Origin of the sequence: Leifsonia aquatica H1aii (assembly GCF_000633535.1) — a bacterium.
Taxonomy (GTDB): domain Bacteria; phylum Actinomycetota; class Actinomycetes; order Actinomycetales; family Microbacteriaceae; genus Leifsonia; species Leifsonia aquatica_A.
In genome coordinates, this window is sequence record NZ_AYMR01000009.1 from 488,800 (window position 1) to 502,246 (window position 13,447).

The window sequence follows — 13,447 nt, forward strand, 5'->3', positions numbered from 1 at the left end:
CGGCGTGCCGGCGCGCGGCCGGGCCTCCAGCCCGCTGACCAAGCCGCGGCCCACCGCGCGCGGATGGACGCTGGGCGCCGTGGGCGTCGTGGCGCTGGTGGCCTCCGCCGTCCTGGGACGCACCGACGTGCTGTTCGTCGGCGTCTTCCTGACGGTCCTCCCGCTGGCGGCGATGATCTCGGTGACCTGGGACCGTCCGCGCCTCGGCGTGTCCCGGAGCTTCCACCCCGACGTCGTCGCGGTGGGGGAGCAGACGACCGTCGTCACGACCGCGCGCAACCTCGTCGGGCGCCCCAGCCCGGCGGCCCGGTGGCGGGAGTTCGCCCCGGCCGGCATCGAGGTGCAGCGGAGGGCGCCCTTCCCCCGTCTCGGCCCGCACGAGCCGAGCGGCATGCACGGGCGCGACACCGTGGTCCTCCGTCAGGACGTGGTGGCCGAGAAGCGCGGATCGCACCCGATCGGCCCGCTGGTCATCAGCCGCACCGACCCGTTCGGGATCGCCTACGCGGAGTATGCGCTCGGCCAGCCGCGGTCGCTGCTGGTCACGCCGCGGGTCGTGCCGCTGACGCGCGGGGAGCTCGACATCGCGCACAGCGAGGGCACCGAGCACGAGCTGCTGCGGCACAGCATCCCGAGCGCCGACGAGCTGATCGCCCGCGAGTACCGGCCGGGCGACCCGCTGCGCCGCGTGCACTGGCGGGCCACGGCGCGCCACGACCAGTTGATGGTTCGGCAGGAAGAGCAGCGCAGCAACCCGGAGGCCTGGCTGCTGCTGGACACCCGCGGCGGTCTCGCCGGCGAGGCCGCTGTCGAGGCGCAGATGGATCTGGTCGCCTCGGTGGGCGTCCACCTGCTCGACGAGGGCTTCGCGGTCAACGTGGTCGAGACCGCCGAGCGTCAGCTGAACGGCCGCAGCGGCGCCGGTCGCACGGGGACCCTCGGGGCGACCAGCCCCACCTACGACCTCGGCGGGGCGGACCGCCTGCTGCTGGCGGACCTCGCGGGCGTGGAGGCGGGCGTGGCCCCGCGCGACGACGCCGTCGCCGAGCTCGCGACCGGGCTGCGGCGCGCCGGCCGTTCCGTCCCGGTCTTCGCCTTCTTCCTCGGCGGCACGGGGGAACTCGGATCCCTCGCCGCGCTGCGTTCGATGGGGGACCCGGCCGTGGCCTTCCTCGCCGCCTCGACGCCCGCGGACGTGGAGGAGGTGCTGGTGGATGCCGGCTGGCTCTGCGTCCCGTACGCGCCGGACGACGACCCGGCGGCCTGCTGGCAGCGGGCGCTGGTGCGGCAGCGGGCGGTGAGCCGTGGCTAGCGAGTCCGTCGTCCTCCCCGCCTCCCGCACGATCCGGCGTCGTGTCGGCTATTGGCGGCTCACCGGGGCCATGATCCTGCAGATGCTCGCGGTGTCGGTGGCGCTGGTGGGGCTCATCCAGGGCGTGGGCTGGTGGTTCGCGCTCATGCTGACCGCCGCCTTCCTGCTCGTCGCCGGAGCGGGTCTGCGCACGCTGGGCGTGCACCGGGGCCTGGTGCCCGTGCTGGAGATCGTGCTGGGCGGGTTCGTCATGACGGCGGTCTTCGGTGGCGGGACGGGTCTGCTGGCCGTCGTGCCGACGCCGGCGACGTTCGCGCACTGGTGGAGCCTGCTGCAGCAGGCGATGCTCTCGATCTACCAGCAGGGCACCCCGGCGGACAGCCTTCCCGAGTTCCTCTTCCTGGTGACCGGCGGGGCGTGCCTCATCGCCGTCATCCTCGACACGGTCGCCGTTGCGATCCGGGCGCCCGCCTTCACCGCGCTCGGGGTGGGGGCGGTGCTGGTGGTCCCCGGTGCGCTGCTCGGCGACGGCCTCGATCCGAGCGCCCTGGCGCTCTCCGCCATCGCCTACCTCTGGCTGCTGCGGGCGGATGTGCGCACGCGGCGCCCGGGTTCGCCCCGACCGGGCGCTGCGCTCGCGGTCGGGGCCTCCGCCACGGTGGTCGCCCTGCTCCTGGCGGCGACGGCCCCGGGATTCGACCGCGGCGGCGCGGCCTCCTTCACCGCGGGCGGCATCAACATCGGGGGCACCGTCACCCCGCTGATCGATCTCGGCAAGGACCTCCGACGCCCGACCGCGGTGCGGGCGCTGACCTACACGACGACCGCGCCCACCGGCCAGTACCTGAAGCTCGCGTCGCTCGACCAGTTCACCGGCTCGGTCTGGAAGCACCGCGAGCGCGACACGAAACGCCTGGCCGAGGGGATGCCGATCGGTCCGGTCGCGGGGCTGTCGGCCGCCGTGCCGACCACCAAGATCACGACGACGGTGTCGATCGACAACATGCAGAGCCGTTGGCTGCCCGTGCCCGCACCGGTGCAGTCGATCAAGGGTCTGACCGGGACGTGGTCGTGGGACCCGGACGATCTGACCATCGGCGGCATCAACACCACCACGTCGGATCAGAAGTACACGGCGACCAGCCTGCTGCTGCAGCCGACCGCCGAACAGCTCAAGGAGGCGGGCGGAGTCGTGCCGGAGGACGTGCAGCGCGACCTCTTCCTTCCGCCGAACATGCCGGCGATCATCCAGAGCACGGCGGTCGCCGCGACGGAGGGGGCGACGTCGGAGTACGAGCAGGCCGTCGCCCTGCAGGACTACTTCCGCGACAACGGGTTCGTGTACTCCACCCAGACGCCGCTCAAGCAGGGCTACGACGGCGACGGGGCCCGCGTGATCGCGGCGTTCCTGGAGGCGAAGAGCGGGTACTGCGTGCACTTCGCGTCGGCGATGGCACTGATGGCCCGTTCCCTCGGCATCCCGTCGCGTGTGGCGGAGGGATACCTCCCCGGTGCGACAGGCGGCGGCACCGCCAACAACCCGGGCGAGTACACCGTGACCAGCGACGATCTGCACGCGTGGCCGGAGCTGTACTTCGCCGGTGTCGGCTGGGTCCCGTTCGAGCCGACGGTGGGTCGGGGCACCATCCCGAGCTACACCCGGGCGGACACCGCGGCCGCCGCGCCGACGTCGGCCCCGAACTCCGGGGCCACCTCGGCGCCGAAGCGGATCGTGCCGACCGATCCGGCCCAGTCCTCCGGTGCGGCCGCCGTCTCCACGCCTTCGCCTCTGCAGCCCGTGCTCTCGGGCGTGGGCATCGCCGTCCTGGTGATCGCCGTGCTGCTCATCCCCGCGATCGCTCGCCGGGTGCGCCGCCGGCATCGGTTGAGACGACTGTCCGAGGCGTCGGGCGGTGCCGCCGTCGTCTGGGCGGAGCTGCGCGACACCGCGCGCGATCTGGGCTGGAGTGCTCCGGAGACCGAGACGCCGCGCGCCTTCGCGGGCCGGCTGGCCGTGGCCGTCGATGGGTCGCCGGGGCAGGAGGCCGTGCTGCGTCTGCTCGCCGTGCGGGAACGCGACTCGTACGGGCCGCCTGTGCGCGGATCGACGGTCGGCCTGCGCGACGATCTCGAGCGCGTGCTCAGTGCACTGGAGGAACGTGCCGGGCCCGGCCGGCGGCTGCGTGCGGTGCTCCTGCCTGTGTCCTTGCTGCCAGCAGGCTGGCCGGTCCCTGCGAGCCCGGGAAGCGCCGCGTAGACTAGCGGACCGTGACCACGTTCAAGAAGACTCCGTACACGGTCAATGTGTACGACCTCGTGCACAAGCCGGGGGCCATGCGCGAGCAGGAGCTGGCCATCCCCGTGCGGGAGAAGCTCGGCGAAGGACTGCTCGCGGTGCCGGAAGGGGCGAACCTCGATCTCGACCTGCGACTGGAGTCCGTGCACGAGGGGATCCTCGTCACCGGCGAGGGCTCGACGACCGCCACGGGTGTGTGCGGACGCTGCCTGATCGACATCGAACGGCCTGTCCAAGTCGATTTCCAGGAACTTTTCGCGTATCCTTCTGGAGAAGCTTTCGATTATGAGGTTCACGACGACCACGTGGATCTTGAACCTCTGATCAGGGACACGGTAGTGCTGTCACTGCCGTTTCAGCCGGTGTGCCGGCCGGATTGCCCAGGTCTTGACCCCGAGACCGGCGAACGGCTGGCGGATGTACCGGACCGGGAGCCCACCCAGCCCATCGATCATCGTTGGTCTGCGCTCGCGGCTTTCCAGGCTTCCGACACCGATGAATCCACCCCGTCCACCGGGAACACAGAAGAGAGATAGTCATGGCCGTTCCGAAGCGGAAGCAGTCTCGCGCCAACACCCGCGCCCGTCGTTCGCAGTGGAAGGCCGAGGTCCCCACGCTCGTCAAGACGGTCGAGGGTGGCAAGGTCACCTACAGCCTCCCGCACCGTGCGAAGGTCGTCGAGGACTCGGCGGGCACCGCCCTCTTCCTCGAGTACAAGGGCCGCAAGGTCGCTGACGTCTGATCGTCCCTCAGCAATGAGAGGGCACAGCGTCGTCGGGGAGAACTCCGACCGCACTGCACTCATCGAGAAGCTCGGAGTCGACATCGACCCCGAGCTTCTCGGGCTTGCGCTGACCCATCGCTCCTACGCGTACGAGCACGGCGGCATCCCGAACAACGAGCGCCTCGAGTTCCTCGGCGACTCGATCCTCGGCCAGGCCGTCACGGTCAAGCTGTTCCGCGAGAATCCCGACCTCGATGAGGGGGAGCTCGCCAAGCGGCGGGCCAGCCTGGTCAGCTCGGTCGCGCTGGCGGAGGTCGCCCGTGGCATCGGCTTGGGGGAGTACCTCCTGCTGGGCCGAGGCGAGAACCAGAGCGGAGGCCGCGAGAAGGCCTCCATCCTGGCCGACACGGTCGAGGCGATCATCGGCGCGGCCTACCTCGATGCCGGCGGCACCGAGGCGACGGCACTCGTGCTGCGCCTGGTCGAGCCGCTGCTGGGCGACCCGGCCCGCTTCGGTGCGGCGATGGACCCGAAGACGAGCCTGCAGGAGGCGGCCGCGCACCGCGGAGCCGGCCTTCCCGTCTACACGGTGACCAGCACCGGGCCGGACCACTCCAAGCTCTTCCACGCCTCCGTGGCGGTCGGCGAGCTCGTCACCGCCGAGGGCGAGGGGACCAGCAAGAAGCAGGCCGAGATGGCCGCCGCCCTCAACGCCTGGACCGAGCTGACGAGACGTCGTGCCCGAGCTTCCCGAGGTTGAGGTCGTCCGTGCCGGGCTCGCTCCCGCGGTCTCCGGTGCGACCGTCCTCGGCGTCGAGGTGCTCGAACCACGCTCGCTGAAGAGGCACGACCCGGTGGCGGGAGAGTTCGAGGCGCTGCTCACCGGCCGCGTGATGCGCACGCCTGCCCGTCGCGGCAAGTTCCTCTGGATCCCGTTGGACGGCGAACCCCGTCAGGCGATCGTCGCCCACCTCGGCATGAGCGGGCAGATCCTGCTGCGCGACCCGGGTGCGGTGGAGTCCGGCCTGCTGCGCATCCGGCTGCACCTCGAGACGGCTCCCGCACCCGACGGATCCCGTCGCGAGCTGTGGGTCCACTTCGTCGACCAGCGGATCTTCGGCTCGATGGCCGTGGACGCGCTCGTCCCCACCGCGGACGGCGCCCCGGCCGGTCTCGGCACCGACGAGCCCCTGGTGCCGACGCAGGTCGCCCACATCGCGCGCGACCCGCTGGACCCGGCGTTCGACGACCGTGCCTTCGCCGCTGCGCTGTCCCGCAAGAAGACCGGCATCAAGCGCGCCCTGCTCGACCAGACGCTGGTCAGCGGCATCGGGAACATCTACGCCGACGAGGCGCTCTGGGCGGCGCGCATCCACTACGCGCAGGAGGCGTCGACGCTGAGCCCGGCGAAGGTCCGCACCCTGCTCGCCGAGGTGCGGCACGTGCTCGAGAAGGCGCTGGCCGAGGGGGGCACCAGCTTCGACGCCCAGTACGTCAACGTCAACGGCAACTCCGGCTACTTCGCCCACAGCCTGAACGCCTACGGACAGCAGGGCAAGCCGTGCCCTCGCTGCGGGACGCCGATCGTGCGCGAGAACTTCATGAACCGCGGGAGCCACTTCTGCCCGCGCTGCCAGCGGGTGCGGTGAGCGACGTCGTCATGGCCAGAAGCCTGCTCCTCCCGCCGGATCTCACCCCGTCGGCGCGTCGGGTCCGCGACGCCGCGACGCGGCGCGGCCTGCTGGTCCGGCAGCCGGCACGGACGGACGACATGGGGCCGGCCGCCCACCACGTGCACGCCGGCCCCACCTTCGCCGACGCCGTCGCGCCACGGCACGGCATCGCGCTGCTCGAGCCGCCGATGACGTGGCTGGCCGAGCTCCCGCACGCGATGCTGGGGCGCGAGATCGCGGCCATGCCGATCGCGGAGGCCTGGCGACTGCGGTACCCGGCGTTCATCAAGTCGCCGAACGACAAGTCGCTGCGCGCGATGGTCTATACGGACGGCACGCGCCTCCCGGGGGCGGACGCCGTCGACCCGGCGACGATCGTGCTGGTCAGCGGAGTGGTCGCCTTCACGGCCGAGTACCGCTTCCACCTCCTGGACGGAGGGGTGCACGCGTCGAGTCAGTACAGCGCCGACGGCGGGCAGATGCTCGGGCCGGTTCCCGAGAGCATCGCCGGGCCCGCGGCCGCGCTGCTCGCCGAGGTCGCCGCGACGCTTCCCTCGGGAATCGTCGTCGACCTGGGAGTGCTGGACGGCCGGCTCGTGGTGATCGAGGCCAACGCCGCCTGGGCCAGTGGCATCTACGCCGCCGATCCCGAGAAGGCTCTCGACGTCATCCTGCGCGCGTCCTGCCCCGCCGACGAGGTGGCCGCGCGGGACCGGCGGTTCCTCCGGCCGGCCGCCGGTCCCAGCTGACCGGTTGGCGCAGATGCGTGCGATACGGCATCGGCACTCGTCTCGTCTTCTCCATCGCCCGTGCCGACGGTGTCGACGTGATCCGGATCCTGCACCAGCGGATGGATCCGACGTTCCACGTGTGAGCGGGTCCTTCGCTCGTCCGCCTCAGCCCAGCCGTTTCTGCCACGTCCCGGTCAGAGCGTGCGGGCGGAAGCCGAAGGCACGGTTGATCGCGATCATCGGCGCGTTCTCGTCGGCATTCCAGGTGAGCAGGCGTGTGATGTGCGGAGCGCGGTGCCCGAGCTCGTGGATGTTGTGGAGCTTGACGAGCGTGCCGAGCCGGTGGCCGCGATGGTCGGCCGCCACCAGGGTGTCGTACTGCTCGGCCTTCACCCCGTCCGACGGCACCGCGATCTCGGTGTACGCGGCGAGGTCGCCGCTCGCCTCGCACTGCGCGACCGTCACGAGCAGCGGCTCGCCGCGGGCGGCCAGCTCACGTTCCTGGGCGCGTACCCGGTCGCCGGTCCAGGCCTCGCGGTCGATGGCGATCCCGCTCTGCGGGACGTCCACCGCCATGCGCTCCTTGAGCGCGGCGAACCCGTCCAGCAGTTCGTCGGGCGCCGAGCCGAACCAGGAGACCACGCGGTAGCCGTCGGCCGTGGCGGCGGTGCTGGCGAGGGCGACCTCGCGCACAGCCGCCAACGGGAGCTCGAGCTGGCTGGAGCGCTCGATCTGGCCGAGCCGATAGCCGTGGCGCAGGGCGAAGCGCACGCCGGGGTCTTCGGCGGGCAGGCCGGCGGTGCCGACCGGCGCGTGCACCCAGGCGCCCTCCTCGGGCAGCGAGCGCACGGGGTGCTCGGTGTAGGTGCTCACGATCGTGCGGCCGCCGTCGGCCGCGAGCTCCTCGCCGGCCGCGAGCAGCGCCGACCCGATGCCGCGGCTGCGCAGGGCCGGGACCACGTCCACGAGCAGGGACACGGTCTCGGCGTCCTCGTCGAGGGGGAAGTCGGCCTCCACCCGCCCGACGATGGCGCCCTCGTCCATCGCGACGAGGATGATCTTCTCGTGGTAGTCCTGCTCGCGGAGGGCGGCGAGCGCCTCCTCGGCCGTCTCGACGAAGTCGTCGTCGCCCCAGAGCCGGTAGACGATGCCGTTCAGGACGCCCACGAGTTCTTCGAACGCGGCGGACTCGGGCGTTCCGAGCCGTTCGGGAGGCGGCAGCCGTCGGATCTCCAGCGCGCATCACCTCCGCCTCACGGGTCGTCGGGCAGCAGCGCCCGGCACCGGAACCACCCACCCTAATCCGCTCCAGGCCGCGTGTGAAGACGGGGGACGCGTTTGATTTCGATCGTGTAAATCCCGCCCGACGACCCGGTTGCAAAAGCTTGCATTGCATGTAGTCTCAGCACACATATTCGTGGTGCGACGTGGCAACTACGCCACGTTCGTGACGCATTTCACGTCGAGAGGCAGAAGATGTTACGAAACAGAGTCACCATCGGTGCGGCCGTTGCAGCGTCGGTCGCACTGCTCCTCGCAGGGTGTGCCAATCAGCCGTCCAGCGGGGGATCGACCGATTCGAACTCGAAGGTCGACATTCCGGCGATCACCTCGATCGACACCCCGAAGGACGCGGTCCTCCCGGCCGGCGACGGCAAGGCGACCTGTCCCGCGGGCCTGACGATCGGCTACGTCGGGGCGGAGACGGGTCCGAACGCCCAGCTCGGCATCAACATCTACAACGGCATCCAACTCGCCATCAATCAGCACAACGAGGCGAACAAGGACTGCCAGGTCGGCTTCAAGAAGTTCGACACCGAGGGCGACCCGAACAAGGCGACTGGCCCGGTGACCCAGGCGGTCAACGAGGCCGACATCGTCGGGGTCGTCGGCCTGCCGTTCTCGGGCGAGTCCAAGGCCACGGGCAACATCTTCGAGCAGCAGGGCCTGGTCCACATCACGCCGTCGGCCACCAACCCCGGCCTGACGCAGAACGGATGGAAGACCTTCTTCCGCGGCCTCGGCAATGACGCCGTGCAGGGCCCGGCGGCGGCGAAGTTCCTCACCGGCCAGCTCAAGGCCAAGAAGGTCTACCTGGTCCAGGACGACTCCGACTACGGCATCGGCCTCGGGACCCAGACCTCGCAGGCCCTGGGCGACGCTCTGGTGGGCACCGACAAGGTGACCACGGGTCAGAAGGACTTCTCGGCCGTGGTGTCGAAGATCCTCAACGCCAAGCCGGACGCGGTCTACTACGCCGGCTACTACGCCGAGGGCGCCCCGTTCGACCAGCAGCTGGTCAACAAGGGCTTCACCGGCACGTTCGTCGGCCCGGACGGTGTGAAGGACGACCAGTTCATCAAGCTGGCCGGCGACGCGTCGAGCAATGCCTACTTCACCTGCCCGTGCATCCCGGGTGAGCTGATCCCCGACTTCGAGTCCGCGTACAAGAAGCTCGCCAACGCCGAGCCGGGCACGTACTCGATCGAGGGCTACGACGCCACCACCGTCCTGCTCGCCGGCATCGACAAGGGCAAGACCACCCGTGCCGACCTGCTCGACTGGGTGAAGAACTACGACGCCGACGGTCTGAGCAAGCACTACAAGTGGGACGACAAGGGCGAGCTCCAGGCCCCGACCGTCTACGGCTACAAGGTCGACGGCGGAAAGATCGTGCCGATCGGCACCATCGGATAGCGCGACACCGTGAGGATGCCGCGGGCCACCGTGGCCCGCGGCATCCTTCATTCCCACTGTCCGCACCGAAGGGGATCGACGGCGATCCCTTCACGATGGATCTGGATGCCTGAATGCTCGAAACCCTTGTCCTCCACCCGGTCATCGACAATTCCTGGATCAACTTCGACGTTCCCTCGCTCATACAGAACTTCTGGGGCGCCACCTTCGACGGGCTCACGTTCGGCGCCATCTACGGCCTGATCGCCGTGGGCTACACCCTCGTCTACGGTGTGCTGAACCTGATCAACTTCGCCCACTCCGAGGTCTTCATCGTCGGCGCGTACGGCGTCGTCATCACCCTCACCTCGCTGGGCTTCGGACCGTCGATCCCGAACCTCTCGTTCGCGGCGATCGTCGGCGACATCCTGCTGGCCCTGCTGGTCGGCATGCTGGCGTCGGCGGCGACGGCCTTCCTGCTCGAGCGCATCGCTTACCGGCCGCTGCGAAAACGGAACGCCCCGCGATTGGCGTTCCTCATCACCGCCATCGGGGCCTCGTTCGCCATCCAGTCGCTGATCTTCGTCATCCGCGGGGCGAACGCCGAACCGGCGGTGACGATGTTCCGGCCGGTCGCCGTCTTCGACGTGTTCGGCACGATCATCAACAACCAGTCGCTGATCATCGTGATCGCGGCGGTCGTGCTCATGATCGTCACCGACATGTTCATCCGGCGCACCCGCACCGGTCGCGGGATCCGCGCCGTCGCACAGGACCCGGACACCGCGACGCTGATGGGCGTGAACAAGGAGCGGATCATCGTGATCACGTTCGTGCTCGGCGGCATCCTCGCCGGCGCCGCGGCCCTCTTCTACGTGATGCTGGTCCCGTCGGGGGTCATCTACACGGGCGGCTTCGTGCTGGGCATCAAGGCGTTCGCGGCGGCGGTGCTGGGAGGCATCGGCAACGTGCGCGGCGCCCTTCTGGGTGGACTCCTGCTCGGATTGATCGGAAACTACGGACAGATCCTGCTGGGCGACTCGCAGTGGACCGACGTCATCGCCTTCGTGGTGCTGGTGCTCGTCCTGCTGGTGAAGCCCACCGGAATCCTCGGTACCTCGCTGGGGAGGAGCAGAGCATGAGCACGACAGACGGACCGAAGGTCCTACCCGACGCGCGCAGCGCGCAAGCGACCGATGCGGCGGAGGCCCGGCGTACGAAGGGGGGACCCCTGCAGGGCTTCCGCGACCGCTGGAACCGGCTTCCCCGGCCGGTGCAGTGGCTGTGGATGCTCATCGTGGTCGCGCTCGCGTTCGCGTTGCCCTACCTCAACTTCTTCCCGCTGACCACCGAGCCGGGCAACGACTGGCCGCTGGCCTGTTTCAGCATGGCGGTCTACGCGCTGATCGCGGTGGGCCTGAACGTGGTGGTCGGCTACGCCGGGCTGCTCGACCTGGGCTATGTGGCGTTCTTCGCCGTCGGCTCGTACACCGCGGCCATGCTGACCAGTCCGGACTCGCCGTTCGTCAAGATCCCGTACCTGTGGACCATTCCGGTGGCCATGGTCGTCGCGATGATCTTCGGCGTGGTGCTGGGTGTGCCGACGCTGCGGTTGCGCGGCGACTACCTCGCCATCGTGACCCTCGGCTTCGGTGAGATCGTCCGCATCCTGGCGACGATCATCCCGGCGCTGAAGGGGCAGGTCGGCTTCCAGAACGTGGGTCACCCACCGGGGGAGGACGCCAAGGGCGTGCCGATCTTCTCCAACTCCAACGGCGTGCCGTGGTATTGGCTGACGCTGGTGATCATCATCATCGTGCTGCTGCTGGTCGGCAACATGGAGCGCAGCCGCGTGGGCCGCGCATGGATCGCCATCCGGGAGGACGAGGACGCGGCCGAGATCATGGGCGTCCCGACCTTCAAGTACAAGGTGTGGGCGTTCGCGATCGGCGCGGCCGTCGGCGGACTCTCCGGCGCCCTGTTCGCCGGTCAGGTCGGCTTCGTGAACAACCAGAAGTTCGACGTGCAGACCTCGATCCTCTTCCTCGCGGCGGTGGTCCTCGGCGGGACGGGCAACAAGGTCGGCGCGCTGCTCGGCGGTGCGATCGTCGCGTACATCCCGTTGCGCTTCACCGCCATCGCCGACTACAAGTACCTGATCTTCGGCGTCGCCCTGGTGGTGCTGATGATCTTCCGTGCGAAGGGCCTCGTGCCCGCCAAGCAGCGGCTGCTCGCCTACGGCCGGAACGCGTACAAGTACCTGGTGAGCAAACCGACGCCACCGCCGACGACCGGGAGCACCCCCTCCTCGTCGCCGACCCCGCCGGCGCCACCCGCTCCACCGAGCACCCCTGTCACGCCGAACGGAGGCGCATCATGACCGACGCCCGCGACGAGTCGCCCGAGGGTGCCGCCCTGCCCGAGGGCGCCGAGCTGCCCGAAGGCGCGGACCCCGAAGCCCTGGCCGACCTCGACGTCGACCTGGAGGTGGCCGCGGCCGCCGCTCCCGACCGCGAGATCGCGGTGGAGGTCGGCGACAAACTGGTGGAGGTGAAGAACCTCACCGTGAAGTTCGGTGGTCTGACCGCCCTCGACGACGTGAGCTTCGACATCAAGCGCGGCGAGATCCTCGGCCTGATCGGGCCGAACGGGGCGGGCAAGACCACCTGCTTCAACGCGATGACCGGTGTCTACAAGCCCACCAGCGGCGACGTGCTGCTGGAGGGGACCTCGATCAAGGGGCAGAAGCAGCACCGGATCACCCGGCTCGGACTCGCGCGCACGTTCCAGAACATCCGCCTGTTCGGTGAGATGAGCGCACTGGAGAACGTGGTGGTCGGCCTGGATGCCCGGCACCGCACCAGCGTGCCCGGCGCGCTCGTACGCTCCCCGCGGCACATCCGCGAGGAGAAGTCGTCGATCGAGCGCGGGATGGCGCTGCTCGAGTTCGTCGGCATCGCCGACCTCGCCAGCACGGCGTCGCGTCAACTGCCCTACGGGTACCAGCGCAGGCTGGAGATCGCGCGCGCCCTGGCGACCGACCCGAAGGTGCTCTGCCTCGACGAGCCGGCCGCCGGCTTCAACCCCGCGGAGAAGGAGGACCTGATGGACCTCATCCGCACCATCCGCGCCGACGGCTACACCGTGCTGCTGATCGAGCACGACATGCGGCTGGTGATGGGCGTCACCGACCGCATCGTGGTGCTGGAGTTCGGCCGCAAGCTGGCCGACGACGTCCCGACCGCGATCCGCAACGACCCGCGCGTGATCGCCGCCTACCTGGGGGAGCCCGAAGATGACGTTGCTTGAACTGAAGAACGTGAGCGTCTCGTACGGGCGCATCGAGGCCATCCACGACATGTCGTTCTCCGTCGAGGAGGGCGAGATCGTCAGCCTGATCGGTGCGAACGGCGCCGGCAAGTCGACCACGATGAAGACGATCTCGGGCATCCTGAACCCGTCGCAGGGCACGATCCACTTCGACGGCCAGGACATCACCAAGATGAAGGCGCACATCCGCGTGGTCCGCGGCATCTCCCAAGCGCCGGAGGGCCGGGGGATCTTCCCCGGCATGACGGTGATGGAGAACCTCGACATGGGGGCGTTCGGCCGCAAGGACCGCAGCGGGATGTCCGCCGACTTCGAGCGCGTCTTCGGGCTCTTCCCCCGGTTGGCGGAACGCAAGACGCAGGTCGGCGGCACCATGTCCGGCGGCGAGCAGCAGATGCTCGCGATCGGCCGTGCGCTCATGTCGAGCCCGCGGCTGCTGCTGCTGGACGAGCCGTCGATGGGGCTCGCGCCGCAGTTCATCAAGCAGATCTTCTCGATCATCTCCGAGATCAACCAGCAGGGGACGACCGTGCTGCTGGTCGAGCAGAACGCCAACCAGGCGCTGGCCAGGGCGAACCGGGCGTTCGTGCTGGAGACGGGGAGCATCACCCGCTCGGGGACGGGCAGGGAGCTGCTCGCCGATCCTGCCATCAAAGAGGCCTACCTGGGTGTCGGCTGACGCCCGGGTGCGGGTCGTCGCGTGGC

General features: G+C 69.8%; 13 protein-coding genes. 12 read left to right on the top strand and 1 reads right to left on the bottom strand.

The genetic code is table 11. The annotated features are described in order from the left end of the window. Positions 1–4: 4 nt before the first annotated feature. The 7 genes from U870_RS0110960 to U870_RS0110990 all read left to right on the top strand — a co-directional run bounded on the left by U870_RS0110960 (position 5) and on the right by U870_RS0110990 (position 6,754). The gene (locus tag U870_RS0110960; RefSeq protein WP_025157434.1) at positions 5–1,312 is read left to right on the top strand and encodes a DUF58 domain-containing protein; all 1,308 of its coding nucleotides are present in this window, start codon (positions 5–7) and stop codon (positions 1,310–1,312) included. After that, positions 1,305–3,569, top strand: coding sequence for a transglutaminaseTgpA domain-containing protein (locus U870_RS0110965; protein WP_025157435.1), 2,265 nt, complete (start codon positions 1,305–1,307; stop codon positions 3,567–3,569). The genes U870_RS0110960 and U870_RS0110965 overlap by 8 nt, the downstream gene beginning before the upstream one ends. A 77-nt stretch (positions 3,570–3,646) precedes the next feature. Then, entirely contained in the window at positions 3,647–4,144 is a 498-nt protein-coding gene (locus U870_RS0110970; RefSeq protein WP_052357689.1) for a YceD family protein, read from the top strand. Positions 4,145–4,146: 2 nt separating this feature from the next. Beyond that, positions 4,147–4,350, top strand: coding sequence for a 50S ribosomal protein L32 (gene rpmF, locus U870_RS0110975; RefSeq protein ID WP_021759817.1), 204 nt, complete (start codon positions 4,147–4,149; stop codon positions 4,348–4,350). Between the two features lie 13 nt (positions 4,351–4,363). Beyond that, on the top strand, positions 4,364–5,092 hold the full coding sequence (gene rnc / locus U870_RS0110980; protein WP_025157437.1) for a ribonuclease III: 729 nt from the start codon (positions 4,364–4,366) through the stop codon (positions 5,090–5,092). Then, entirely contained in the window at positions 5,070–5,981 is a 912-nt protein-coding gene (mutM, locus tag U870_RS0110985) for a bifunctional DNA-formamidopyrimidine glycosylase/DNA-(apurinic or apyrimidinic site) lyase (RefSeq protein ID WP_025157438.1), read from the top strand. The genes rnc and mutM overlap by 23 nt, the downstream gene beginning before the upstream one ends. An 11-nt stretch (positions 5,982–5,992) precedes the next feature. After that, positions 5,993–6,754, top strand: coding sequence for an ATP-grasp domain-containing protein (locus U870_RS0110990; RefSeq protein WP_029947480.1), 762 nt, complete (start codon positions 5,993–5,995; stop codon positions 6,752–6,754). A 147-nt stretch (positions 6,755–6,901) separates the two neighbouring features. Here U870_RS0110990 and U870_RS0111000 read toward each other — a convergent pair whose 3' ends face one another. Beyond that, positions 6,902–7,903 carry a GNAT family N-acetyltransferase gene (locus U870_RS0111000; RefSeq protein WP_025157440.1) on the bottom strand — a complete coding sequence of 334 codons (1,002 nt, stop codon included), beginning with the start codon at positions 7,901–7,903 and terminating at the stop codon, positions 6,902–6,904. A 309-nt stretch (positions 7,904–8,212) separates the two neighbouring features. Here U870_RS0111000 and U870_RS0111005 point away from each other — a divergent pair, with 309 nt between their 5' ends. The 5 genes from U870_RS0111005 (at position 8,213) to U870_RS0111025 (ending at position 13,421) form a co-directional block, all read left to right on the top strand. Beyond that, positions 8,213–9,433: a branched-chain amino acid ABC transporter substrate-binding protein gene (locus U870_RS0111005; RefSeq protein ID WP_025157441.1), complete on the top strand. Its 1,221-nt coding sequence runs from the start codon at positions 8,213–8,215 to the stop codon at positions 9,431–9,433. Between the two features lie 113 nt (positions 9,434–9,546). Then, positions 9,547–10,554: a branched-chain amino acid ABC transporter permease gene (locus tag U870_RS0111010; protein ID WP_025157442.1), complete on the top strand. Its 1,008-nt coding sequence runs from the start codon at positions 9,547–9,549 to the stop codon at positions 10,552–10,554. Next, positions 10,551–11,792 (top strand): branched-chain amino acid ABC transporter permease, encoded by a 1,242-nt coding sequence (locus U870_RS0111015; protein ID WP_025157443.1) that lies wholly within the window; start codon positions 10,551–10,553, stop codon positions 11,790–11,792. The genes U870_RS0111010 and U870_RS0111015 overlap by 4 nt, the downstream gene beginning before the upstream one ends. After that, positions 11,789–12,721, top strand: coding sequence for an ABC transporter ATP-binding protein (locus U870_RS0111020; protein WP_025157444.1), 933 nt, complete (start codon positions 11,789–11,791; stop codon positions 12,719–12,721). The genes U870_RS0111015 and U870_RS0111020 overlap by 4 nt, the downstream gene beginning before the upstream one ends. Then, complete coding sequence (locus U870_RS0111025) at positions 12,708–13,421, top strand: ABC transporter ATP-binding protein (protein WP_025157445.1); 714 nt, start codon at positions 12,708–12,710, stop codon at positions 13,419–13,421. Before U870_RS0111020 ends, U870_RS0111025 begins: the two co-directional genes overlap by 14 nt. The last annotated feature ends 26 nt before the right edge of the window (positions 13,422–13,447 follow it).

What these genes read in the sequence shown, in the direction of transcription:
- U870_RS0111005 (WP_025157441.1), top strand. Translation starts at nt 8,213, where the DNA reads ATGTTACGAAACAGAGTCACCATCGGTGCGGCCGTTGCAGCGTCGGTC.
- U870_RS0110970 (WP_052357689.1), top strand. Translation starts at nt 3,647, where the DNA reads ATGCGCGAGCAGGAGCTGGCCATCCCCGTGCGGGAGAAGCTCGGCGAA.
- rnc (WP_025157437.1), top strand. Translation starts at nt 4,364, where the DNA reads ATGAGAGGGCACAGCGTCGTCGGGGAGAACTCCGACCGCACTGCACTC.
- U870_RS0111010 (WP_025157442.1), top strand. Translation starts at nt 9,547, where the DNA reads ATGCTCGAAACCCTTGTCCTCCACCCGGTCATCGACAATTCCTGGATC.
- U870_RS0110990 (WP_029947480.1), top strand. Translation starts at nt 5,993, where the DNA reads ATGGCCAGAAGCCTGCTCCTCCCGCCGGATCTCACCCCGTCGGCGCGT.
- U870_RS0111015 (WP_025157443.1), top strand. Translation starts at nt 10,551, where the DNA reads ATGAGCACGACAGACGGACCGAAGGTCCTACCCGACGCGCGCAGCGCG.
- U870_RS0111025 (WP_025157445.1), top strand. Translation starts at nt 12,708, where the DNA reads ATGACGTTGCTTGAACTGAAGAACGTGAGCGTCTCGTACGGGCGCATC.
- U870_RS0111020 (WP_025157444.1), top strand. Translation starts at nt 11,789, where the DNA reads ATGACCGACGCCCGCGACGAGTCGCCCGAGGGTGCCGCCCTGCCCGAG.
- rpmF (WP_021759817.1), top strand. Translation starts at nt 4,147, where the DNA reads ATGGCCGTTCCGAAGCGGAAGCAGTCTCGCGCCAACACCCGCGCCCGT.